Below are 22,034 nucleotides of genomic sequence, written 5' to 3' on the forward strand. Positions count from 1 at the left end.
TCGAGCTCATGACCTGGGCAGAGACCTGGGCAGGAACGGACAGTCAGAGTTAGAGTAACCGAACGATCGGTCGGGACAAGGGGGTCCGCCGCATCTGTGGAAAACCCCGTGCGGGAGGATCGCGCACATGACAGGACTCGACCTCAGCAGCCCCGTGGCCGTCGTCGGCACCGGCACCATGGGCCAGGGCATCGCCCAGGTCGCGCTGGTCGCCGGGCACACCGTGCGGCTGTACGACGCCGCCCCCGGCCGTGCCCGGGAGGCGGCCGACGCGATCGGTGCCCGCCTTGACCGGCTCGTCGAGAAGGACCGGCTCACCGCCGCCGACCGGGACGCGGCGCGCACCCGTCTCGTGGCCGCCGAGCACCTCACCGACCTCGCGGACTGCACCCTGGTCGTCGAGGCCGTCCTGGAGCGACTGGACGTCAAGCAGGAGCTGTTCCGGGAGCTGGAGGACATCGTCGGCGAGGACTGTCTGCTCGCCACCAACACCTCCTCCCTGTCGGTGACGGCCATCGCCGGTGCCCTGCGCCACCCGGGCCGCTTCGTGGGCCTGCACTTCTTCAACCCCGCGCCGCTGCTGCCGCTGGTCGAGGTCGTCTCCGGGTTCGCCACCGAGGTCTCGTCGGCCACGCGCGCGTACGAGACGGCACGCGCGTGGGGCAAGACCCCGGTCGCCTGCGCCGACACCCCCGGCTTCATCGTCAACCGCATCGCGCGGCCCTTCTACGCCGAGGCGTTCGCGGTCTACGAGGCCCAGGGCGCCGAGCCCGCCACCATCGACGCGGTCCTGCGCGAGTGCGGCGGCTTCAAGATGGGCGCGTTCGAACTGACCGACCTGATCGGACAGGACGTCAACGAGTCCGTGACGCACTCGGTGTGGCACGCCTTCTTCCAGGACGTGCGCTTCACGCCCTCGCTGGCCCAGCAGCGCCTGGTCGAGTCGGGCCGGCTCGGCCGCAAGAGCGGGCGGGGCTGGTACGACTACACGGACGGCGTCGAGCGCGACGAGCCGCACACCGCGGAGCGGGCCCAGGCGCCCGCGTACGTCGTCGCCGAGGGCGATCTGGGCCCCGCGTCCGAACTGCTCGCGCTGATCCGCGAGGCGGGCATCCAGGTCCGCGACGACGAGGAGGACCACGGCACCCGACTGGTCCTGCCCAGCGGCGGGCAGCTCGCGCTCGCCGACGGGCAGACCTCGGTGGAGTTCCGGGACGTCGTCTACTTCGATCTCGCCCTCGACTACCGCAGGGCCACGCGGATCGCGCTGTCCGCCTCCCAGGACACCTCGCAGCAGACGCTCGGCGAGGCCGTCGGGCTCTTCCAGGCGCTCGGCAAGGACGTCAGCGCCATCGGTGACGTGCCCGGCATGATCGTCGCCCGTACGGTCGCCCGGATCATCGACCTGGCGCACGACGCCGTCGCCAAGGGCGTCGCCACCCGGGAGGACATCGACACCGCCATGCGGCTCGGGGTGAACTATCCGCTGGGCCCCTTCGAGTGGAGCCGCAGGCTGGGCCGCAACTGGGCCTACGCCCTCCTCGACGACCTGCACCTGCGCGACCCGTCCGGACGGTACGCGCCCTCGCTCGCGCTGTACCGGCACGCGTACGCCTCCGACAAGCGGGAGGGCAGTACCTCATGACGACCGCCAAGCGTGACACGTACACCCCGGAGACGCTGCTGTCCGTCGCCGTCCAGGTCTTCATCGAGCGCGGTTACGACGGCACCTCCATGGAGCACCTCTCCAAGGCGGCCGGCATCTCCAAGTCGTCGATCTACCACCACGTCTCCGGCAAGGAGGAGCTCCTGCGCCGGGCCGTCAGCCGGGCGCTGGACGGTCTCTTCGGGATCCTCGACGAGGAGCACGCGCGTGTGGGCCGTGCCTCCGGCCGCCTGGAGTACGTCGTGCGGCGCATGGTGGAGGTGCTGATCGCCGAACTCCCGTACGTCACCCTGCTGCTGCGGGTGCGCGGCAACACCGGCACCGAGCGGTGGGCCCTGGAGCGCCGCCGCGACTTCGACCACCGCGTCGCCGAGCTCCTCAAGGCGGCGGCCGCGGACGGCGACGTACGCGGTGACGTGGAGGTACGCCTCGCGACCCGCCTGGTCTTCGGGATGATCAACTCCATCGTGGAGTGGTACCGCCCGGACGGCCGCGGCATGAACGAACGCGAAGTGGCGGACGCGGTGGCCCAGTTGATCTTCGGTGGGCTGCGCAAGGCTTCCTGAACTCAGCCCTGCGGTTCCAGGTCCTCCTCCTCGAAGACCAGGAGAGTGCGGGTGCTGAGGACCTCGGGGATGGCCTGGAGGCGGGTGAGGACCAGTTCGCGCAGGGATCTGTTGTCCGGGGTGTGCACGAGCAGCAGGACGTCGAAGTCGCCGCCGACCAGCGCGATGTGCGAAGCCCCGGGCAGCTGTCTGAGCTGTTCGCTCACCGTGCGCCAGGAGTTCTGGACGATCTTCAGGGTGATGTAGGCCGAGGTGCCCTGGCCCGCGCGCTCGTGGTTGACCCGGGCGCCGAAGCCGCGGATGACGCCGTCCTCGACGAGCCGGTTGATCCGCGCGTAGGCGTTGGCGCGCGAGACATGCACCCGTTCGGCGACCGACCTTATCGACGCGCGGCCGTCCGCCTGGAGCATCTGGAGGATGTCCTGATCGATGGCGTCGAGCGGACGCGGGGGCGGAAGGGGGACACCGCCCTCCGCGCCTTCGGCCATTTGTTCAGGTGCCATGTCCCCCCGCCTCCCTACCATGGACGTACTGCGTCCATCTCAGGCTGTGGAGAACCGTTTGTCCACAGCCTGAGGGGGCCTGTAGCCAAAATGTGCCGACGACCGAACAATCGGTAGGTGAGGCGCCTCACACCCGTGGTGCGCCACCAGCCGCTCCCACGAGGAGGTGCCGTCATGACGGTCATGGAGCAGCGTGGCGCGTATCGGCCATCGCCGCCGCCCGCCTGGCAGCCCCGCACGGACCCCGCGCCCCTGCTGCCCGACGCGCAGCCCCATCGCGTCCTCGGCACCGACGCGGCTGCGCAGGCCGACCCCGCCCTGCTGCGCCGGCTGTACGCTGAGCTGGTGCGCGGCCGCCGCTACAACACCCAGGCCACCGCCCTCACCAAGCAGGGCCGCCTCGCCGTCTACCCCTCCAGCACCGGCCAGGAGGCCTGCGAGATCGCCGCCGCGCTGGCCCTTCAGGACCACGACTGGCTCTTCCCCAGCTACCGCGACACCCTCGCCGCCGTCGCCCGCGGCGTGGACCCCGTCCAGGCGCTGACCCTCCTGCGCGGCGACTGGCACACCGGCTACGACCCGCGCGAGCACCGGGTGGCCCCGCTGTGCACCCCGCTCGCCACCCAGCTCCCGCACGCCGTCGGCCTCGCACACGCCGCCCGTCTCAAGGGCGACGACGTGGTCGCCCTCGCCATGGTCGGCGACGGCGGCACCAGCGAGGGCGACTTCCACGAGGCACTGAACTTCGCCGCCGTCTGGCAGGCCCCGGTCGTCTTCCTGGTACAGAACAACGGCTTCGCGATCTCCGTCCCGCTCGCCAAGCAGACCGCGGCCCCCTCGCTGGCCCACAAGGCCGTCGGCTACGGCATGCCCGGCCGGCTGGTCGACGGCAACGACGCGGCCGCCGTGCACGAGGTCCTCACCGCCGCCGTACGCCACGCGCGCGCGGGCGGCGGCCCCACCCTGGTGGAGGCGATCACCTACCGCGTGGACGCCCACACCAACGCCGACGACGCGACCCGCTATCGCGGCGACGCCGAGGTCGAGACCTGGCGCGGACACGACCCGATCGCCCTCCTGGAGCACGAGCTGACCGAGCGCGGCCTGATCGACGAGGCCGGCATCGAGGCCGTACGCGAGGACGCGGAGGAGTTCGCCGCGGGGCTGCGCGAGCGCATGAACCAGGACCCGGTCCTCGACCCGATGGACCTGTTCGCCCATGTCTACGCCGAGCCAACCCCGCAACTGCGCGAGCAGCAGGCCCAGTTGCGTGCGGAACTGGAAGCCGAGCACGACGCTCACGGGGGGACGCACCGATGACCACCGTCGCCCTCAAGCCGGCCACCATGGCGCAGGCCCTCACGCGCGCGCTGCGCGACGCCATGGCGGCCGACCCCACCGTGCACGTCATGGGCGAGGACGTCGGCACCCTCGGCGGTGTCTTCCGGGTCACCGACGGACTGGCCAAGGAGTTCGGCGAGGACCGCTGTACGGACACCCCGCTCGCCGAGGCCGGCATCCTCGGCACGGCCGTCGGCATGGCGATGTACGGGCTGCGGCCGGTCGTGGAGATGCAGTTCGACGCCTTCGCCTACCCGGCGTTCGAGCAACTGATCAGCCATGTGGCGAAGATGCGCAACCGCACCCGCGGGGCGATGCCGCTCCCGATCACCATCCGGGTCCCCTACGGCGGCGGCATCGGCGGGGTCGAGCACCACAGCGACGCCTCCGAGGCCTACTACATGGCGACGCCGGGACTCCACGTCGTCACGCCCGCGACCGTCGCCGACGCCTACGGACTGCTGCGCGCGGCCATCGCCTCCGACGACCCCGTCGTCGTCCTGGAGCCCAAGCGGCTGTACTGGTCGAAGGACTCCTGGAACCCGGACGACCCTGAGGCCGTTGAACCGATAGGCCGCGCGGTGGTGCGGCGCTCCGGCCGGAGCGCCACACTCATCACGTACGGGCCGTCCGTACCCGTGTGCCTCGAAGCCGCCGAGGCCGCGCGGGAGGAGGGGTGGGACCTCGAAGTCGTCGACCTGCGCTCACTGGTGCCGTTCGACGACGACACGGTCTCGGCCTCGGTACGGCGGACCGGACGAGCGGTCATCGTGCACGAGTCGGGCGGGTTCGGCGGACCGGGCGGGGAGATCGCGGCCAGGATCACGGAGCGCTGCTTCCACCATCTGGAGGCGCCGGTGCTGCGCGTGGCCGGGTTCGACATCCCCTATCCGCCGCCGATGCTGGAGCGTCACCACCTGCCCGGTGTGGACCGGATCCTGGACGCCGTGGGGCGTCTGCAGTGGGAGGCGGAGAGCTGATGGCGCAGGTCCTGGAGTTCAGGCTGCCGGATCTCGGCGAGGGCCTGACCGAGGCGGAGATCGTCCGCTGGCTGGTGGAGGTCGGCGACGTCGTCGCGGTCGACCAGCCGGTCGTCGAGGTCGAGACGGCCAAGGCGATGGTCGACGTCCCCTGCCCCTACGCCGGGGTCGTCACGGCCCGCTTCGGCGAGGAGGGCAGTGAGCTTCCCGTGGGGTCACCGCTCATCACGGTCGCGGTGGGGGCACCGGCGTCCGACCCCGAGGTACGGACCGAGGGCTCGGGGAACGTCCTTGTCGGGTACGGCACCTCGGAGGCACCCGCGCGCAGGCGCAGGGTGCGGCGGGAGCAGCAGGTCCCCGTGCCGGTGAACGGCAGTCCGGCACCTCCCGAGGTGGTCGAGGGTCCCGTCCCCGTGATCTCCCCGCTGGTCCGCCGCCTCGCCCGTGAGAACGGCCTGGACCTCAGGGAGCTCACCGGTTCCGGCCCCGACGGACTGATCCTGCGGGCCGACGTCGAGTACGCCCTGCGTGCCGCCGCCTCACAGGGACGCCCGGCACCGGCACCGACCGTCACCCCGGAAAACCCGCAAGCCCCGCACACCCCGGCGGCCGCCCCGGCCACCACCCCCGCAGGGACCCGTGTCCCCCTCAAGGGCGTCCGGGGCGCGGTCGCCGACAAGCTGTCCCGCAGCCGGAGCGAGATCCCCGACGCGACCTGCTGGGTGGACGCCGACGCGACGGAACTCATGCGCGCGCGTGCCGCGATGAACGCGACCGGCGGCCCGAAGATCTCCCTGCTCGCGCTGCTCGCCCGGATCTGCACCGCCGCCCTCGCCCGCTTCCCCGAGCTCAACTCCACCGTCGACATGGCGGCCAGGGAGATCGTGCGACTGGACGCCGTGCATCTGGGGTTCGCCGCGCAGACCGAGCGGGGACTGGTCGTGCCGGTCGTCAAGGACGCGCACGCGCGGCACGCGGAGTCGCTGTCCGCGGAGTTCGCCCGGCTGACCGAGGCGGCCCGCACCGGAACCCTCACCCCCGCGGAACTCACGGGTGGCACCTTCACGTTGAACAACTACGGCGTGTTCGGTGTCGACGGCTCCACGCCGATCATCAACCACCCCGAGGCGGCCATGCTCGGCGTCGGCCGCATCGTCCCCAAGCCATGGGTGCACGAGGGCGAGCTGGCGGTGCGTCAGGTCGTCCAGCTCTCGCTCACCTTCGACCACCGGGTGTGCGACGGCGGCACCGCGGGCGGCTTCCTGCGGTATGTGGCGGACTGCGTGGAACAGCCGGCGGTCCTGCTGCGCACCCTGTGACCGAGGCATCCGCACACCACGCTCGCGGCACCGGCATCCGCCCGCCGCGAGCGCGGTGCCGGCACGCCACCCCTGATCGCGGTGCCGCCGTACGTTCCCTGTGATCGCGACGGCACGCATACTCGGGGGGTGACCTCCAACGAGCCCCCGCGCGCCTCGGACGCCGGTCCTGTGTACGACGTGGTCGTGCTCGCCGGGGGTGCCGCCCGGCGCCTCGGCGGCGCGGACAAGCCCGGTGTGCGGGTGGGCGGACGCGCCCTGCTCGACCGCGTCCTCGCGGCCTGCGCCGACGCGAGCACCACCGTCGTCGTCGCCGACCCCCGCCCCACCGCCCGGTCGGTCACCTGGGCCCGCGAGGACCCGCCCGGCGGCGGTCCGCTGGCCGCCCTGGACGCCGGCCTGCGGCACACCGCGGCGCGGTACGTCCTGGTGCTCTCCGCCGACCTGCCCTTCCTTCAGGAGGGCACGGCACGAACGCTGCTGACCGTCCTGCGCACGGGCGGCGCCGACGGCGTGCTGCTCACCGACGCCGACGGCCGCGACCAGCCGCTGGTGGCCGCGTACCGCACCAGCTCACTGCGCCACGAGCTCGCTGCACTCGCGAAGGAGCACGGCGCTCTCACCGGCCTTCCGCTGCGCCGGCTGACCGCCGCGCTCGACCTCACCCGCGTCCCCGACCCCGTCGCGTCCTTCGACTGCGACACCTGGGACGACATCGCCACCGCCAGGGCACGCATCAGGGAGCATGGGCACGTGTTGGATGAATGGATTTCCGCAGTCAAGGACGAGCTGGGCATCGACCTCGACGTCGACACCGGCGCGCTGCTCGACCTCGCCCGTGACGCCGCGCACGGCGTGGCCAGGCCCGCGGCACCGCTGACCACCTTCCTCGTCGGCTACGCCGCCGCCCAGGCGGGCGGAGACCCCGAGGCGGTCGCCGAGGCCTCCCGCAAGGCCGCGGCCCTGGCCCTGCGCTGGGCGGAGGAGGCCGACGGGGACACGGCCGCCGCGCCCGACGGGGCCCCGGACACCCGCCCGGACGCCGGATGACCGCCCGGTCCGTGCGCGCCGGCGACCCCGCGGGCCTCGCCGAGGACGCCGACGACCTCGACGTCGAGGAGGCGCTGGCCCTGGTGAGAGAAGACAACGGCACCACGCAACCGGGGGGCCGCCGCACTCCCGCGCCGCCGCCCCAGGGCTCAGGCCCGGCGGCCGAACCCGATGCCCGCCACAGGGCGACCCCCTGGCCCGAGGCCCGCACCACCGCCGCCCGGGCCGCCCGGGCGGTCAGCCGCCGCGCCCCCGTCTCCGTACGGCTCGAAGACGCCCTCGGACTCACCCTGGCCGCCCCCCTCGACGCCCTCACCGACCTCCCCTCCTTCGACACCTCGGCCATGGACGGCTGGGCGGTCGCGGGCCCCGGCCCCTGGGCCGTACGGGAGGAGGGCGTACTGGCCGGGCACGCCGAGCCCGCGCCCCTCACCGACGGCGAGGCGGCCCGGATCGCCACCGGCGCGCGCGTCCCCCCGGACACCACCGCCGTCCTGCGCAGCGAGCACGGGCAGACCGACGAGAAGGGCCGGCTGCACGCCACCCGGGAGGTCGTGCACGGCCAGGACATCCGCCCGCGCGGCCAGGAATGCCGCAGCGGCGACCAGCTCCTGCCGCCCGGCACCCTCGCCACCCCGGCCGTCCTCGGCCTGGCCGCGGCCGCCGGGTACGACACCCTCACCGCCGTACCCCGCCCCCGCGTCGACGTCCTCGTCCTGGGCGACGAGTTGCTCACCGAGGGCACCCCGCGCGACGGTCTGATCCGGGACGCCCTCGGCCCGATGCTCCCGCCCTGGCTGCGCGCGCTCGGCGCCGAGGTCACCGCCGTACGCCGGCTCGGTGACTCCGCCCAGGCCCTGCACAAGGCGATCACCGGCTCCAAGGCGGACGTGATCGTCACGACCGGCGGCACCGCGGCCGGGCCCGTCGACCACGTCCACCCCATCCTTCGCCGTATCGACGCCGAACTCCTGGTCGACGGTGTCAAGGTGCGCCCCGGCCACCCCATGCTGCTGGCCCGCACCAAGGAGAACCAGCACCTCGTCGGTCTGCCGGGCAACCCCCTGGCCGCCGTCTCCGGCCTGCTCACGCTCGCCGAACCGCTGCTGCGCACCCTGGCCGCCCGCCCGGCCCCGGAGCCGTACACCCTGCCCCTGAGGGACGAGGCCCACGGTCACCCCTACGACACCCGGCTCGTCCCGGTCGTCCTGCACGGTGACTGCGCGATCCCGCTGCACTACAACGGTCCGGCCATGCTCCGGGGCATCGCGGCCGCCGATGCCCTCGCCGTCGTACCGCCCGGGGGTGCCCGGCCGGGGCAGGAGGCCGAACTGCTCGATCTGCCCTGGGCGTCCGCCGGAATCGGGGTGTGTTTCACGTGAAACTTCCGGGCCATGACGCGATCGCCCGCCAGGCGGACGAGCATCTCGTGACCCACAAGGTGAAGCTGCCGCGCACCGTGGTGGAGCACCCGTTCCGCCAGGTCGCCAAGCGGGTGCTGATGGCCCTGCTGGTGCTCGCGGCGACGGCCCTGATCGTCTACGCCGACCGCGACGGCTACAACGACAGCTCGGACCGGTCGGTCGACTTCCTCGACGCCTGGTACTACGCGACCGTCACGCTCTCCACGACCGGATACGGCGACATCACCCCGGTCAGCGATGCCGCCCGGCTCACCAACATCTTCGTCATCACGCCCCTGCGTGTGCTGTTCCTGATCATCCTGGTCGGCACCACGCTCGAGGTCCTCACCGAGCGCACCCGCGAGGAGTGGCGACTCAACCGCTGGAGGTCCACCTTGCGCGACCACACCGTCGTCGTCGGCTTCGGAACCAAGGGACGCTCCGCGATCCAGACCGTGTGCGCGACGGGCCTGAAGAAGGAGCAGGTCGTGGTGGTCGACCCCAGTGGCAAGGCGATCGAGGCCGCGACGGCCGAGGGCTATGCGGGGGTCATCGGTGACGCGACGCGCAGTGAGGTGCTGAAGCGGGCCGAGGTGCACAGGGCGCGGAAGATCATCATCGCCACGCAGCGCGACGACACGGCCGTCCTCGTGACCTTGACCGCCCGGCAGCTCAACAAGGGCGCCAAGATCGTGGCCGCGGTGCGCGAGGAGGAGAACGCGCCGCTGCTCAAGCAGTCCGGCGCGGACGCGGTCATCACCAGCGCCAGCGCGGCCGGCCGGCTCCTCGGACTGTCGGTGCTGAGCCCCGCGGCCGGCATGGTGATGGAGGACCTCATCCAGCAGGGCAGCGGGCTCGACATCATCGAACGACCGGTCATAAAGGCCGAGGTGGGCAGGAAGCCCCGGGAGACGGACGACCTGGTGGTCAGTGTGCTGCGCGGGCACCGGGTGCTCGGGTACGACGATCCGGCCGTCGGGACGCTGGAGCTGACGGACCGGCTGATCACGATCGTGCGGGCGACGCCGGGCACCCAGGTGGCACCCGACTTCCGCCCGCTTCAGCAGGACTGAACGCGCTCCGGAACGCGGCTCTGCGACGAACAGGCCCGCCCACCCGAGCGACCAGGCGGTTTCGTGGGCTGCTCAGTGGACATCGCCCGCTCCCGCAGGACTGCGCGCTCCGGCACGCGGTTCTGGTCACTTGCGGTTGTACAGCCGCATGGTGTTCGGTCCGAAGACCGCGACGAACAGGGCCGCCCACCGCAGCGATCAGGCGGTTTCGGGGGCGGGCCGGTCGCCGGTCATCCGTTTGCGCGAGGGCCGAGGACAGATGGGTATCCGACATCGCCCGCTTCCGCAGGACTGAACGCGCTCCGGAACGCGGATCTGGTCACTTGCGGTTGTACAGCCGCATGGTGATCGGTCCGAAGACCGCGACGAACAGGGCCGCCCACCCCAGTGACCAGGCGATCTCGTCGGCGGGCCAGTCGCCTGCCATCAGTTCGCGTACGGCCGAGGACAGATGGGTGATCGGGCTGTTGTTGACGAAGGCCTGGAGCCAGCCCGGCATCGTGCGAGGGTCGACGAAGACGTTGGACAGGAAGGTCAGCGGGAAGATCACCATCATGCTGACGCCCATCACCGACTTCTCGGTCCGCAGCAGCAGCCCGAACATCGTCCAGATCCACGAGAACGCGAACGAGAAGACGACCAGCAGCGCGATCCCGGCGGCCACCCCGCCGATCCCGCCGTCCGGGCGGTAGCCCAGGATCACGCCGACGGTGAGCATCACGACGGACGCGATCGTGTACCGCAGGGCGTCGCCGAGCAGATAGCCGACCATCACCGACGGCCGCCAGATCGGCAGCGAGCGGAAGCGGTCGAAGACGCCCTTCTCGATGTCGGTGTTGACCGAGACACCGGTGTACATCGTGATCATCACGACCGACATCACCAGGATGCCCGGCAGCAGGAACTGGATGTACTCCTCCGGGGACCCGGCCAGGGCGCCCCCGAACAGGTACGTGTACATCAGCACCATCATGATCGGGAACGCGGTGACGTCGAAGAGCTGCTCCGGCACGTGCTTGATCTTGAGGATCGCCCGCCAGCCGAAGGTCAGCGAAGCCGACAGCGCGCTCGGGCGCGGCGGCCGCTCCCCGGTGACCAGCAGCGCGGCCAGCGACTCGGCGCTGACGGGGGCGAGGTCCTGCGCCTCGGTCTGGGTGACGGTGCTCATGCCGCGATCTCCTCGCCGTTCTGGGCGTTCTGGGTGTCCTGTGTGTCGTGTCCGGTGAGGGCGAGGAACACCTCGTCCAGGCTGGGCTGGCCGAGCGAGAAGTTGTCGACCGTGATGCCGGTGCGGGCCAGTTCGGCAAGGGCGCGGGAGGCCTGTTCGGCGGCCGTGTCACCGGCTGCCGTGGCGAGCCGGGCGGTCAGCGCGACCGAGTCCGGTTCCAGCTGCACCTCGGCGTCCAGGGCCCGCCGTAGGATCTCCGCCGCCTCCGGCCGCTGCCCGCCGTCCCGCAGGCGCAGATGTACGGTCCCGGCGCCCACGGAGGCCTTCAGCTCGCCCTTGGTGCCCTCGGCGATCACCCGGCCGTGGTCGATGACGGCGATCCGGGAGGCCAGCTGGTCGGCCTCGTCCAGATACTGCGTGGTCAGCAGCACGGTGGTGCCCTGGGCGACGACCGCGCGCACGATGTCCCAGACCTGGTTGCGGCTGCGCGGATCGAGACCGGTGGTGGGTTCGTCGAGGAAGAGCAGCTCGGGGGTGTTGAGGATGGACGCGGCGATGTCGATACGGCGCCGCATACCGCCGGAGTAGTGCTTGACCTGCTTTCCGGCCGCCTCCGAGAGACCGAAGGCCTCCAGGAGCTGCCCGGCGCGCTCGCGTGCCGCCTTCTTGTGGTGGCCCAGCAGACGGCCCAGCAGGACCAGGTTCTCGGTGCCGGTGAGGTCCTCGTCGACGGAGGCGTACTGGCCGGTGAGGCTGACGCGGCCGCGGACCTCGTCGGCCTCGCGGACGACGTCGTGGCCGAAGACGTGGGCCTCGCCGCCGTCGGGCCGCAGGAGAGTGGCGAGCATCTTCACGGTGGTGGTCTTGCCGGCGCCGTTCGGGCCGAGGACGCCGTAGACCGTGCCGGCCGGCACCGCGAGGTCGACTCTGTCGACGGCCCTGGTCTCGCCGAACGTTTTCACCAGGCCTGCGGTCTCGATGGCCAGGTCCGACGTGTGCTGGCTCATGGTGGGTGTCCTTCCGCGTACTCGGGCTACACATGGGGAGACCTTTACCGTCGCGCGAACTCATCGGTGGCGCACGGACTTTTTTCCGGCGGGGAGTAGCGTCGAGCGCATGCATGCGATCACGATTCCCGAACCCGGTGGACCCGAGGCGCTGGTCTGGAGCGAGGTGCCGGACCCCGTGGCCGGCGAGGGCGAGGTGCTGGTCGAGGTGGTGGCCGGAGCCGTCAACCGCGCCGACATCCTGCAACGCCAGGGCTTCTACAACCCCCCGCCCGGCGCCTCCCCCTACCCCGGCCTGGAGTGCTCCGGGCGGATCGCCGAGATCGGCCCCGGTGTCTCCGGCTGGGCCGTCGGCGACGAGGTGTGCGCGCTGCTCGCGGGCGGCGGATACGCCGAGAAGGTCGCCGTACCGGCCGGGCAGCTGCTGCCCGTGCCCAAGGGCATCGACCTGAAGCGGGCGGCCGCGCTGCCCGAGGTGGTCTGCACGGTCTGGTCGAACGTCTTCATGGTCGCCCACCTGCGCCCCGGGGAGACCCTGCTGGTGCACGGCGGCTCCAGCGGCATCGGCACCATGGCGATCCAGCTCGCGAAGGCCGTGGGCGCCAAGGTCGCGGTGACCGCGGGCACGCGGGAGAAGCTGGACCGCTGCGCCGAGCTCGGCGCGGACATCCTGATCAACTACCGCGAGCAGGACTTCGTCGAGGAGGTCGGGAAGGCCACCGACGGGGCGGGCGCCGACGTCATCCTCGACAATATGGGGGCGAAGTACCTCGACCGCAACATCAACGCCCTCGCCGTCAACGGACGCCTCGCGATCATCGGCATGCAGGGCGGCGTCAAGGGCGAACTGAACATCGCCACGCTGCTGAACAAGCGCGCCGCGATCAGCGCGACCTCGCTGCGGGCGCGGCCGCCGGCCGAGAAGACGGCGATCGTGGCGGCCGTACGCGAGCATGTGTGGCCGCTGCTGGACGCCGGGCACATCCGTCCCGTCGTCGACCGCGAGATCCCGATGAGCGACGCGACCGCCGCGCACCGGGTCGTCGAGGAGAGCGGCCACATCGGCAAGGTCCTGCTGGTCGCCTCCTAGGAGTTCCGGTACGGCCCTACGAGCGCCGTATCCGCAGCGCGAACAGGCCGAGTCCGAGCCCCAGTCCGACCAGCACCAGCCCGGTGCCGAGCGGCAGGATGAACACCTTGGTCCCGGCCACGGGCCGCTCCGCGGGGCGGGACGGCCGTGCCGCGGCGGTCTGCGGAGGCGGCTTCGACACGGCGGTGAGGCCGTCGTCCCCCGCGTCGGTCCCCGCGGACTGCGTAGCGTCCGCGTTCTCCGCCTCCGCCTCCGGTTCCTCCCGCCGCCCCGGCCGCTCCCGGCCCTCCCCCGCACGGCTGCCCGCACGGGAGGGGGTGGCGGCCGAGGGGGAGGGGGCGAGGGAGGCCGAGGGCGAGGCCCGCTTCGGGCCGTGCCCGCGCGGGGCACCGGAGGAGACGGAGTGCCGCGATTCACGAGTCGGCTTCGGGCTCGACGGGGGGCCGGAGGGGGCGGCCGACGTGTCCTGCGGCAGGGGCCCGGTGGCGTACGGCCGTACGGGCTTCCGCAGGGTCTCGTGGGCCGGCACCGAGCCCGGTGACCGCGTGGCGGCGGCGGAGGCGGACCTGCTCGCCGTCGGGACGGGTCGCGTCGGCTCGGCGCCGTACGCCCGGTCGGCCTGCGGCAGGAGCGTCGCGCTCGCGCCCACCACGATCGCCAGTACTGTCGCGCGCAGCCAGAGAGTCACGGGACAAGACTGGCATTTCGTCAGAGGACCGGCATTCCGGGTGACTCCATGGGGGCGATTCCCACCGGGAGCGGTGGATCAGCACACACTGGGGGCACCCCAGTGGTGAGGTGTACCGGTGCGAGAGAATGGCGGCATGGAGATGCCGAGGAACGAAGGTTCGCCGGAAAGTCCCCAGATCCTGGTCGTGGGCCAGGACGGGATGGCACTGGGCGGCGGGGGTGACGACGACTCCCGGGAGGTCCCGGTCACGGAGATGGTCGAGCAGCCCGCGAAGGTCATGCGGATCGGCAGCATGATCAAGCAGCTGCTCGAAGAAGTGCGCGCGGCTCCTCTCGACGAGGCCAGCCGGGCCCGGCTCAAGGAGATCCACGCCAGCTCGGTGAAGGAGCTGGAGGACGGCCTGGCCCCCGAGCTCGTGGAGGAGCTGGAGCGGCTCTCCCTGCCCTTCAACGAGGACGTGACCCCGAGTGACGCGGAACTGCGCATCGCGCAGGCCCAGTTGGTGGGGTGGCTCGAGGGACTCTTCCACGGGATCCAGACCACCCTGTTCGCCCAGCAGATGGCCGCGCGGGCCCAGCTGGAGTCGATGCGCCGCGCCCTCCCGCCGGGTGTCGGCGGCCAGGAGGACGGCGGTGACCCGCGCGCGGGCGGCCGCTCGGGCGGACCGTACCTGTAACCCCCGACCAGGAAGGGCCCGGCAGCCGACGCTGCCGGGCCCTTCATCTCTCCGCTGGAGAGCCGCCGCTGGAAAACCGCTGGTCGGAAACGCTCGTTCGGGTTCTTCTTCGTGAGTTTGGCCACGGAGCCCGTTCCGCCGTCCCGGCGGACGCGGTGCCCGTTCCGTGACCGTACGCGAAAGAAAGGTCGTGCGGGCGTTACAGCTGCCCTACCGCCGGTACACAGAAAGTGCACGCCGAGACGTAGTACAGGTTGGACGGCCGGTCCGTCTCGGGCCGGTCCCCGGGCTCATCCCGGACCGGCGGCTTGCGTGAAGGCTGTAGCGTGGCCGACGGAGACCGTAACAACACCGCGCGCACCGCGGGCAGAAACGACGGCGAGGACCGATGGCACAGCAGCAGCGCGCTCAGGGCCCGTCCGACCCCGAGGCGACTGGCGGCGGAATGTCAGATGCGCCGGAGCTGTGGGGTAACGGCGGACTGGTGGGGGACGGCCGGTACCGGCTGACCCGCAGACTCGGCCGGGGCGGTATGGCCGAGGTGTTCGCGGCCGAGGACGTACGGCTCGGCCGCACCGTGGCGGTCAAACTGCTGCGCGCCGACCTCGCCGAGGACCCGATCTCCAAGGCCCGCTTCACGCGTGAGGCCCAGTCCGTGGCCGGCCTCAACCACCACGCGATCGTCGCCGTGTACGACTCCGGCGAGGACTTCGTGGGCGGCCAGTCGGTGCCGTACATCGTCATGGAGATCGTCGAGGGGCGGACGATCCGGGATCTGCTGCTCAACGCCGAGGCGCCGGGCCCCGAGCAGGCCCTGATCATCGTCTCCGGGGTCCTGGAGGCGCTCGCCTACTCGCACCAGCACGGCATCGTGCACCGCGACATCAAGCCCGCCAACGTGATCATCACGCACAACGGCGCGGTCAAGGTGATGGACTTCGGCATCGCCCGCGCCCTGCACGGCGCGTCCACGACGATGACGCAGACCGGCATGGTCATGGGCACCCCGCAGTACCTCTCCCCGGAGCAGGCCCTCGGCAAGGCCGTCGACCACCGCTCCGACCTGTACGCGACGGGCTGTCTGCTGTACGAACTCCTCGCGCTGCGGCCGCCGTTCACCGGCGAGACCCCGCTGTCCGTCGTCTACCAGCACGTCCAGGACATCCCGACGCCCCCCTCGCAGGTCTCCGAGGCCGTCCCGCCGGAGCTGGACGGCCTGGTCATGCGCTCGCTCGCCAAGGAGCCGGACGACCGCTTCCAGACCGCCGAGGAGATGCGTGGGCTCGTCCAGTACGGGCTGCAGATGCTGTACGATCAGGGCGGCCACACCGGCACCTGGAACACCGGCCCGGTGACGGCGCACGACGGCCGCGGCACGCCCGCCGCGGGCTTCGCGAGCACCAGCGTGCTGCCGCACCCCGGCGCCGCCTCCGGCACCACCCAGATCCCGCAGCAGATCCTGCCCACCGGTTACGGCGGCGGGGACGAGGGCGGCTTCGAGGGACACGGCAACCGGGGCAGCGGCCGCGGCAAGCTGTGGATCCTCGCCGTCCTCGCGGTGATCGCCGTCGCGGCGGGCGTCGCCCTCGCGCTCAACAACGGTGGCGGCGGCGGGGGCGGTGGCGGCACCGGCGACTCCGTCTCGCCGACCACCTCGCAGTCCACCGACGACAAGACGGCCAGCGAGACGCCGAGCGACGAGGCGACGAGCGAGGAGACCGACACGTCCACGGACAACAGCGGCACCTCGGGCGACTCCGGCTACACGCCGTCCTATACGCCGTCGTACACGCCGTCCTATACGCCGTCGCCCTCGGCGACGCAGCCGTCCGAGACGGCGACGGAGCCGTCCGACACCCCGGAGCCCACCGACACGCCGGAGCCCACGGACACGGGGGAGCCGACCGGCGGCGGTCTCGTCGAGGGCGCGGGCGGTGGCGGTGGCGACGGAGGCGACTCCTAGGCCGACCGCCAGACCGACCGCGACGCCTCACGCGCGCGTGGCCCCCGGAAACGGGCGCCACGCGCGCGTGCTGTTTCCGGGCCCGTGTCAGCTCGCGAACGCGTCGCACACCGCGTCGTACTCCCGCGTCCACCACACCACCAACGCGGAAGCCGCCGGGAACTGGGGGTCCGCGCGGGTGTCGCCGCGTTCGTAGTGCCAGCGCAGCATCCAGAAGTCGTTGAGACGCTCCCACCACACGCGGTGCACGGCCGCCGCGAGTTCCGAGGGCGTGGCTCCCGCCGTACGCCGGTACGCGCGCGCGTAGGCCCGCGTCTTCGGCAGGTCGAGCGTCCCCGCGGGCCGTACGAAGAAGATCGCGGCGGCGCGTACGGCCTCCTCGGCGCGGGGCTTCACGCCGAGCCGGTCCCAGTCGACGATCGCGGCGGGGGCGTCGCCCCGGTAGAGCAGGTTGAAGGGGTGGAAGTCCCCGTGCACCCACCCCACCGGTCCGCTGTGCGGAGGCCGCCGTCCCACGTGCTGTTCGAGCAGCGCCCGCCGCTCCAGGAGCCGGTGCCGGGCCAGCTCGTCGAAGGAGTCGGCGGGCCGGTGCCGGCGCACGCGCGCGAGGAGGTCGTCGATGAGGGCGAACGTGGCGGCGGGGTCGGCACCGGTGTCGACGGGGTTCGCATCGACGGGGTTCGCCTCGCGGGGCGCGGTCCCCGAGGCCTCCCGGGTCTCGGCGTCCCCTGCGGCCTCTGCGGTCTCGGCGTCCTGGCCGGGCGGCGGCAGGTGCGGCTGCGCGGTGGGCGAGGCGCTTACGTCGGTTCGTGCGCCCCCGTCTGCCCGCGCACCCTTTTCCGCCCGCTCGCGACCCTGCAGCGGCATGACCCGCTCCAGACTCGCGTGCACCACACCCAGCAGTGCCCCGAGCCGGCCGCACTGCGCGGCGGTGAGCTGGGCGCCGTGCCGGTGGCGGCCTTCGATCCAAGGGTGGAGGGCGTAGGCGTGGCCGCCGACGACCGCGACCGTGCGGCCGTCGTGCGCGGGGAAGGGCGGGGCGACCGGGACGCCCAGGGCGGCCAGGCGCTCGGTGGCGCGGTGCTGGCGGGCGATCGCCTCGGGGGCGGCCGTCTCGGGATCGAAGTGGTGCTTGAGGAAGTAGCGGCCGCGGGTCGTGCGGAGTCGGTAGCCGCGGTTGAGCAGGCCCTGGTCGACGGGATCGCAGGCGAGGGCGGATCCGGCGGCGTACTGGCGGAGAAGGGCGCCCAGCGGGGGCGCGTGAGGCATGAGGGGTGGTACAGGAGAGCGCGGCACGCGCCAGATGCTAGGGCAGAAGCCGACGCTGTGAGCTGGGCGTTGTCACAGGCAGTCACAGACTGCCACAGTAAGTCGCGCTCGGTCTCCTTCGGTCAACGGGACGTCCTGTCCGTCGCGTACGCGGGACCCGAACGCCCGAAGGCCGCCGCCCGGAATGCGATCTCAAGTCCGCCGAGGAGAACGCCGAAGAGAACGCCGAGGAGAAATACCCTGCTTTCTCCTTCTCGGGCTCTCGGCAAGTCGGCCACGGAAACCCTTCCGGTGACCTGGGTCGACGGGATAACGTGCCGTTGCTCCGGCCTCCTGCAAGGCTGTGACCAGCGCCCCTTCGACCCTTTTCCGATTTACTTGGAAATCCAAGCAAAATCCCAGGTCAAAGGGGGTTTCACAGAAATGTGGAGCACTGGGTAACGTGATTCTTGCAGGGCGCTCGCCGGGGCACCTGTCACGCCTGTTCCGGCCGAGTGACACCCACCCCGTGCACGGGGGCGGAACAGGTGAGCCGCACTGGTACACCCGGCAACCCCGGGGGCCGGACCGACGGAGGAGCACACGTGACCGTGGAGAGCACTGCCGCGCGCAAGCCGCGACGCAGCGCCGGGACGAGGAAGTCCCCGAGCACCAAGCCCGAACTGGTTCAGCTGTTGACGCCCGAGGGCAAGCGCGTCAAGAACGCCGACTACGACAAGTACGTCGCCGACATCACCCCCGAAGAGCTCCGCGGCCTGTACCGCGACATGGTGCTCACCCGTCGCTTCGACGCCGAGGCCACCTCCCTGCAGCGTCAGGGCGAGCTGGGCCTGTGGGCCTCGCTGCTCGGCCAGGAGGCCGCCCAGATCGGATCGGGACGGGCGCTGCGCGACGACGACTACGTCTTCCCGACCTACCGCGAGCACGGCGTGGCCTGGTGCCGTGGGGTCGACCCCACCAACCTGCTCGGCATGTTCCGCGGGGTGAACAACGGCGGCTGGGACCCGAACAGCAACAACTTCCACCTCTACACGATCGTCATCGGCTCCCAGACGCTGCACGCCACGGGCTACGCGATGGGCGTAGCCAAGGACGGCGCCGACTCCGCGGTCATCGCGTACTTCGGCGACGGTGCCTCCAGCCAGGGCGACGTGGCCGAATCGTTCACCTTCTCCGCGGTCTACAACGCCCCGGTCGTGTTCTTCTGCCAGAACAACCAGTGGGCCATCTCCGAGCCGACCGAGAAGCAGACCCGCGTCCCGCTCTACCAGCGCGCGCAGGGCTTCGGCTTCCCGGGAGTGCGGGTCGACGGCAACGACGTGCTCGCGTCGCTGGCCGTCACCAAGTGGGCGCTGGAGCGGGCCCGCGCGGGTGAGGGGCCGACGCTCGTCGAGGCGTACACCTACCGGATGGGCGCCCACACCACCTCCGACGACCCGAGCAAGTACCGGGCCGACGAGGAGCGCGAGGCGTGGGAGGCCAAGGACCCGATCCTGCGCCTTCGCCGGTACCTGGAGGCCGCAAACCACGCGGACGAGGGATTCTTCGCGGAACTGGAGACCGAGTCCGAGGCGTTGGGCAGGCGAGTGCGTGAGGCGGTCCGTGCCATGCCGGACCCGGACCGTTTCGCCATCTTCGACCACGCGTACGCGGACGGGCATGCGCTGGTCGATGAGGAGCGGGCCGGTTTCGCCGCCTACCAGGCGTCGTTCGCGGATGGGGAAGGGGCCTGATCATGGCGGAGACGGTGACATTCAAGAACATGGCTCTGGCCAAGGCGATCAACGAGTCGCTGCGGCGGGCCCTGGAGACCGACCCCAAGGTCCTGGTGATGGGCGAGGACGTCGGCAAGCTCGGCGGTGTCTTCCGGGTCACCGACGGCCTGCAGAAGGACTTCGGCGAGGACCGGGTCGTCGACACCCCGCTGGCGGAGTCCGGCATCGTCGGCACCGCGATCGGCCTGGCCCTGCGCGGCTACCGGCCGGTGGTGGAGATCCAGTTCGACGGGTTCGTCTTCCCGGCCTACGACCAGATCGTCACCCAGCTGGCGAAGATGCACGCCCGGTCGCTCGGCAAAGTCAAGATGCCGGTCGTCGTCCGTATCCCCTACGGCGGCGGCATCGGCGCGGTGGAACACCACTCGGAGTCCCCGGAGGCGCTGTTCGCGCACGTGGCGGGGCTGAAGGTGGTCTCGCCGTCGAACGCGTCGGACGCGTACTGGATGATGCAGCAGGCCATCCAGAGCGACGACCCGGTGATCTTCTTCGAGCCCAAGCGGCGCTACTGGGACAAGGGCGAGGTCAACACCGAGGCCATCCCGGGACCGCTGCACAAGGCGCAGGTGGTCCGTGAGGGCACCGATGTCACCCTGGTCGCCTACGGCCCGATGGTGAAGCTCTGCCAGGAGGTCGCGGACGCGGCCGCCGAGGAGGGCAAGTCGCTGGAGGTGCTGGACCTGCGCTCCGTCTCGCCCCTGGACTTCGACACGATTGAGGCATCGGTGGAGAAGACGCGGCGGCTGGTGGTGGTGCACGAGGCGCCGGTGTTCTTCGGTTCCGGCGCGGAGATCGCGGCCCGGATCACCGAGCGGTGCTTCTACCACCTGGAGGCGCCGGTGCTGCGGGTGGGCGGCTACCACGCCCCCTATCCGCCGGCGCGTCTGGAGGACGAGTACCTGCCGGGCCTGGACCGGGTGCTGGATGCCGTCGACCGCTCGCTGGCGTACTGAGGAGAGGGCCGTGACGACGATGACGGATGCGTCCGTACGTGAGTTCAAGATGCCCGACGTGGGCGAGGGCCTGACCGAGGCGGAGATCCTCAAGTGGTACGTCCAGGTGGGCGACACGGTCACCGACGGGCAGGTGGTGTGTGAGGTGGAGACGGCCAAGGCGGCCGTCGAACTGCCCATCCCCTACGACGGGGTGGTGCGCGACCTGCGCTTCCCCGAGGGCACCACGGTCGACGTGGGCACCGCGATCATCGCCATCGACGTGAGCGGCGGGGCCCCCGCGGTCCCGGAGACGCCGGAGACGCCGGCCGAGGCTCCTGAGGCCGCCGCGGCTCCCGCCCCCGCCCCCGCCCCCGAGAAGAAGCCGGAGGGCACGGGCCGTCAGCCGGTCCTGGTCGGTTACGGCGTGGCCGTCTCCTCGACCAAGCGCCGCCCCCGCAAGGGCCCCGAACTGCCTGTCCAGCAGGCCTCGGTGGCGATCCAGACCGAGCTGAACGGCCATGGCCCGGCCCTCGTGGACCCGGCCCCGGCCCCGGCAGCCCCGGCGCCCACCGCGTCGGCCGTCACCGCCTCGGCCGCAGCCGTGCAGTCGCGTCCGCTGGCCAAGCCGCCGGTGCGCAAGCTGGCCAAGGACCTGGGCGTCGACCTCAACACGGTGGTTCCGTCCGGCCCGGACGGGATCATCACCCGCGAGGACGTCCACGCGGCCGTCGCTCCGGCCGAGGCGCCCGCGCCGGTCACGCAGGCCCCGGTCACGCAGACTCCGGCGACTCAGGTCCCGGCGGTCCCGGCGGCGCCCGCCGCCTCGTACGACGCGGCCCGCGAGACCCGTATCCCCGTCAAGGGCGTCCGCAAGGCCACCGCCCAGGCGATGGTCGGCTCCGCGTTCACCGCCCCGCATGTCACGGAGTTCGTGACGGTGGACGTCACCCGCACCCTGAAGCTGGTCGAGGAGCTCAAGCAGGACAAGGACTTCGCGGGCCTGCGCGTGAACCCGCTCCTGCTGATCGCCAAGGCCCTCCTGGTGGCGATCAAGCGGAACCCGGACGTCAACGCGTCCTGGGACGAGGCGAACCAGGAGATCGTTCTCAAGCACTACGTCAACCTGGGTATCGCCGCGGCCACCCCCCGTGGCCTGATCGTCCCGAACATCAAGGACGCCCACACCAAGGCACTGCCCCAACTCGCCCGGGAACTCGGCGAACTGGTGGCCACCGCCAAGGAGGGCCGCACCAGCCCCACCGCCATGCAGGGCGGCACGGTGACCATCACCAACGTCGGCGTCTTCGGCGTCGACACCGGCACCCCGATCCTGCCGCCCGGCGAGTCCGCGATCCTCGCCGTCGGTGCGATCAAGCTCCAGCCCTGGGTCCACAAGGGCAAGGTCAAGCCCCGCCGGGTCACCACCCTGGCCCTCAGCTTCGACCACCGTCTGATCGACGGGGAGCTGGGTTCCAAGGTCCTCGCCGACGTGGCCGCCGTCCTCGAACAGCCCAGGAAACTCATCACCTGGGCCTGAGGAGCCGACACACCGCACGCGA

19 protein-coding genes are annotated in these 22,034 nt (G+C 71.8%); 14 read left to right on the forward strand and 5 right to left on the reverse strand.

The annotated features are described in order from the left end of the window. Positions 1–127: 127 nt before the first annotated feature. Both ACZ39I_RS21290 and ACZ39I_RS21295 read left to right on the forward strand, forming a co-directional pair. A complete protein-coding gene (locus ACZ39I_RS21290; protein WP_467245900.1) occupies positions 128–1,645 on the forward strand; it encodes a 3-hydroxyacyl-CoA dehydrogenase in 1,518 nt (505 codons plus the stop codon). Further along, positions 1,642–2,232: a TetR/AcrR family transcriptional regulator gene (locus ACZ39I_RS21295; RefSeq protein WP_352387281.1), complete on the forward strand. Its 591-nt coding sequence runs from the start codon at positions 1,642–1,644 to the stop codon at positions 2,230–2,232. The genes ACZ39I_RS21290 and ACZ39I_RS21295 overlap by 4 nt, the downstream gene beginning before the upstream one ends. 2 nt (positions 2,233–2,234) lie before the next feature. On the opposite strand, the gene ACZ39I_RS21300 is transcribed toward ACZ39I_RS21295, so the two are convergent. Beyond that, entirely contained in the window at positions 2,235–2,735 is a 501-nt protein-coding gene (locus ACZ39I_RS21300) for an Lrp/AsnC family transcriptional regulator (RefSeq protein ID WP_393602303.1), read from the reverse strand. A gap of 174 nt (positions 2,736–2,909) precedes the next feature. Here ACZ39I_RS21300 and pdhA (ACZ39I_RS21305) point away from each other — a divergent pair, with 174 nt between their 5' ends. The 6 genes from pdhA (ACZ39I_RS21305) to ACZ39I_RS21330 all read left to right on the forward strand — a co-directional run bounded on the left by pdhA (ACZ39I_RS21305) (position 2,910) and on the right by ACZ39I_RS21330 (position 9,901). Beyond that, a complete protein-coding gene (gene pdhA, locus ACZ39I_RS21305; RefSeq protein ID WP_467245901.1) occupies positions 2,910–4,055 on the forward strand; it encodes a pyruvate dehydrogenase (acetyl-transferring) E1 component subunit alpha in 1,146 nt (381 codons plus the stop codon). Next, entirely contained in the window at positions 4,052–5,056 is a 1,005-nt protein-coding gene (locus ACZ39I_RS21310; RefSeq protein WP_467245902.1) for an alpha-ketoacid dehydrogenase subunit beta, read from the forward strand. The genes pdhA (ACZ39I_RS21305) and ACZ39I_RS21310 overlap by 4 nt, the downstream gene beginning before the upstream one ends. Then, positions 5,056–6,375 carry a dihydrolipoamide acetyltransferase family protein gene (locus tag ACZ39I_RS21315; RefSeq protein ID WP_467245903.1) on the forward strand — a complete coding sequence of 440 codons (1,320 nt, stop codon included), beginning with the start codon at positions 5,056–5,058 and terminating at the stop codon, positions 6,373–6,375. The genes ACZ39I_RS21310 and ACZ39I_RS21315 overlap by 1 nt, the downstream gene beginning before the upstream one ends. Before the next feature lie 129 nt (positions 6,376–6,504). Beyond that, positions 6,505–7,425 (forward strand): NTP transferase domain-containing protein, encoded by a 921-nt coding sequence (locus tag ACZ39I_RS21320; protein WP_467245904.1) that lies wholly within the window; start codon positions 6,505–6,507, stop codon positions 7,423–7,425. Then, entirely contained in the window at positions 7,422–8,807 is a 1,386-nt protein-coding gene (locus tag ACZ39I_RS21325) for a molybdopterin molybdotransferase MoeA (RefSeq protein WP_467245905.1), read from the forward strand. The genes ACZ39I_RS21320 and ACZ39I_RS21325 overlap by 4 nt, the downstream gene beginning before the upstream one ends. Then, a complete protein-coding gene (locus ACZ39I_RS21330) occupies positions 8,795–9,901 on the forward strand; it encodes a potassium channel family protein (RefSeq protein WP_451473578.1) in 1,107 nt (368 codons plus the stop codon). The genes ACZ39I_RS21325 and ACZ39I_RS21330 overlap by 13 nt, the downstream gene beginning before the upstream one ends. 319 nt (positions 9,902–10,220) lie before the next feature. On the opposite strand, the gene ACZ39I_RS21335 is transcribed toward ACZ39I_RS21330, so the two are convergent. Both ACZ39I_RS21335 and ACZ39I_RS21340 read right to left on the reverse strand, forming a co-directional pair. Then, entirely contained in the window at positions 10,221–11,069 is an 849-nt protein-coding gene (locus ACZ39I_RS21335; protein ID WP_451473579.1) for an ABC transporter permease, read from the reverse strand. Beyond that, a complete protein-coding gene (locus tag ACZ39I_RS21340; protein ID WP_467245906.1) occupies positions 11,066–12,076 on the reverse strand; it encodes an ATP-binding cassette domain-containing protein in 1,011 nt (336 codons plus the stop codon). The genes ACZ39I_RS21335 and ACZ39I_RS21340 overlap by 4 nt, the downstream gene beginning before the upstream one ends. 109 nt (positions 12,077–12,185) lie before the next feature. On the opposite strand from ACZ39I_RS21340, the gene ACZ39I_RS21345 reads away from it, so the two are divergent. After that, positions 12,186–13,166 carry an NAD(P)H-quinone oxidoreductase gene (locus ACZ39I_RS21345; RefSeq protein WP_467245907.1) on the forward strand — a complete coding sequence of 327 codons (981 nt, stop codon included), beginning with the start codon at positions 12,186–12,188 and terminating at the stop codon, positions 13,164–13,166. A gap of 16 nt (positions 13,167–13,182) precedes the next feature. On the opposite strand, the gene ACZ39I_RS21350 is transcribed toward ACZ39I_RS21345, so the two are convergent. Next, positions 13,183–13,854, reverse strand: a complete 672-nt coding sequence (locus tag ACZ39I_RS21350) for a hypothetical protein (RefSeq protein ID WP_467245908.1) — start codon at positions 13,852–13,854, stop codon at positions 13,183–13,185. Between the two features lie 136 nt (positions 13,855–13,990). Here ACZ39I_RS21350 and ACZ39I_RS21355 point away from each other — a divergent pair, with 136 nt between their 5' ends. After that, positions 13,991–14,533, forward strand: coding sequence for a bacterial proteasome activator family protein (locus ACZ39I_RS21355; RefSeq protein WP_352387303.1), 543 nt, complete (start codon positions 13,991–13,993; stop codon positions 14,531–14,533). Between the two features lie 388 nt (positions 14,534–14,921). Next, complete coding sequence (locus ACZ39I_RS21360) at positions 14,922–16,496, forward strand: protein kinase domain-containing protein (RefSeq protein WP_467245909.1); 1,575 nt, start codon at positions 14,922–14,924, stop codon at positions 16,494–16,496. 87 nt (positions 16,497–16,583) lie between these two features. Here ACZ39I_RS21360 and ACZ39I_RS21365 read toward each other — a convergent pair whose 3' ends face one another. Beyond that, positions 16,584–17,765 carry a phosphotransferase gene (locus ACZ39I_RS21365; protein ID WP_467245910.1) on the reverse strand — a complete coding sequence of 394 codons (1,182 nt, stop codon included), beginning with the start codon at positions 17,763–17,765 and terminating at the stop codon, positions 16,584–16,586. 584 nt (positions 17,766–18,349) lie between these two features. On the opposite strand from ACZ39I_RS21365, the gene pdhA (ACZ39I_RS21370) reads away from it, so the two are divergent. The 3 genes from pdhA (ACZ39I_RS21370) to ACZ39I_RS21380 are packed head-to-tail and all read left to right on the forward strand — an operon-like array spanning position 18,350 to position 22,012. Continuing rightward, a complete protein-coding gene (gene pdhA / locus ACZ39I_RS21370; RefSeq protein WP_467245911.1) occupies positions 18,350–19,498 on the forward strand; it encodes a pyruvate dehydrogenase (acetyl-transferring) E1 component subunit alpha in 1,149 nt (382 codons plus the stop codon). A gap of 2 nt (positions 19,499–19,500) precedes the next feature. After that, the gene (locus tag ACZ39I_RS21375) at positions 19,501–20,493 is read left to right on the forward strand and encodes an alpha-ketoacid dehydrogenase subunit beta (RefSeq protein ID WP_467245912.1); all 993 of its coding nucleotides are present in this window, start codon (positions 19,501–19,503) and stop codon (positions 20,491–20,493) included. A gap of 10 nt (positions 20,494–20,503) precedes the next feature. After that, a complete protein-coding gene (locus ACZ39I_RS21380; RefSeq protein ID WP_467245913.1) occupies positions 20,504–22,012 on the forward strand; it encodes a dihydrolipoamide acetyltransferase family protein in 1,509 nt (502 codons plus the stop codon). The last annotated feature ends 22 nt before the right edge of the window (positions 22,013–22,034 follow it).

It is taken from the genome of Streptomyces sp. NPDC024687 (genome assembly GCF_055559055.1).

What these genes read in the sequence shown, in the direction of transcription:
- ACZ39I_RS21345 (WP_467245907.1), top strand. Translation starts at nt 12,186, where the DNA reads ATGCATGCGATCACGATTCCCGAACCCGGTGGACCCGAGGCGCTGGTC.
- ACZ39I_RS21315 (WP_467245903.1), top strand. Translation starts at nt 5,056, where the DNA reads ATGGCGCAGGTCCTGGAGTTCAGGCTGCCGGATCTCGGCGAGGGCCTG.
- ACZ39I_RS21325 (WP_467245905.1), top strand. Translation starts at nt 7,422, where the DNA reads ATGACCGCCCGGTCCGTGCGCGCCGGCGACCCCGCGGGCCTCGCCGAG.
- ACZ39I_RS21300 (WP_393602303.1), bottom strand. Translation starts at nt 2,735, where the DNA reads ATGGCACCTGAACAAATGGCCGAAGGCGCGGAGGGCGGTGTCCCCCTT.
- ACZ39I_RS21335 (WP_451473579.1), bottom strand. Translation starts at nt 11,069, where the DNA reads ATGAGCACCGTCACCCAGACCGAGGCGCAGGACCTCGCCCCCGTCAGC.
- ACZ39I_RS21290 (WP_467245900.1), top strand. Translation starts at nt 128, where the DNA reads ATGACAGGACTCGACCTCAGCAGCCCCGTGGCCGTCGTCGGCACCGGC.
- pdhA (WP_467245901.1), top strand. Translation starts at nt 2,910, where the DNA reads ATGACGGTCATGGAGCAGCGTGGCGCGTATCGGCCATCGCCGCCGCCC.
- ACZ39I_RS21355 (WP_352387303.1), top strand. Translation starts at nt 13,991, where the DNA reads ATGGAGATGCCGAGGAACGAAGGTTCGCCGGAAAGTCCCCAGATCCTG.
- ACZ39I_RS21340 (WP_467245906.1), bottom strand. Translation starts at nt 12,076, where the DNA reads ATGAGCCAGCACACGTCGGACCTGGCCATCGAGACCGCAGGCCTGGTG.
- ACZ39I_RS21295 (WP_352387281.1), top strand. Translation starts at nt 1,642, where the DNA reads ATGACGACCGCCAAGCGTGACACGTACACCCCGGAGACGCTGCTGTCC.
- ACZ39I_RS21375 (WP_467245912.1), top strand. Translation starts at nt 19,501, where the DNA reads ATGGCGGAGACGGTGACATTCAAGAACATGGCTCTGGCCAAGGCGATC.
- ACZ39I_RS21360 (WP_467245909.1), top strand. Translation starts at nt 14,922, where the DNA reads ATGGCACAGCAGCAGCGCGCTCAGGGCCCGTCCGACCCCGAGGCGACT.
- ACZ39I_RS21310 (WP_467245902.1), top strand. Translation starts at nt 4,052, where the DNA reads ATGACCACCGTCGCCCTCAAGCCGGCCACCATGGCGCAGGCCCTCACG.
- ACZ39I_RS21365 (WP_467245910.1), bottom strand. Translation starts at nt 17,765, where the DNA reads ATGCCTCACGCGCCCCCGCTGGGCGCCCTTCTCCGCCAGTACGCCGCC.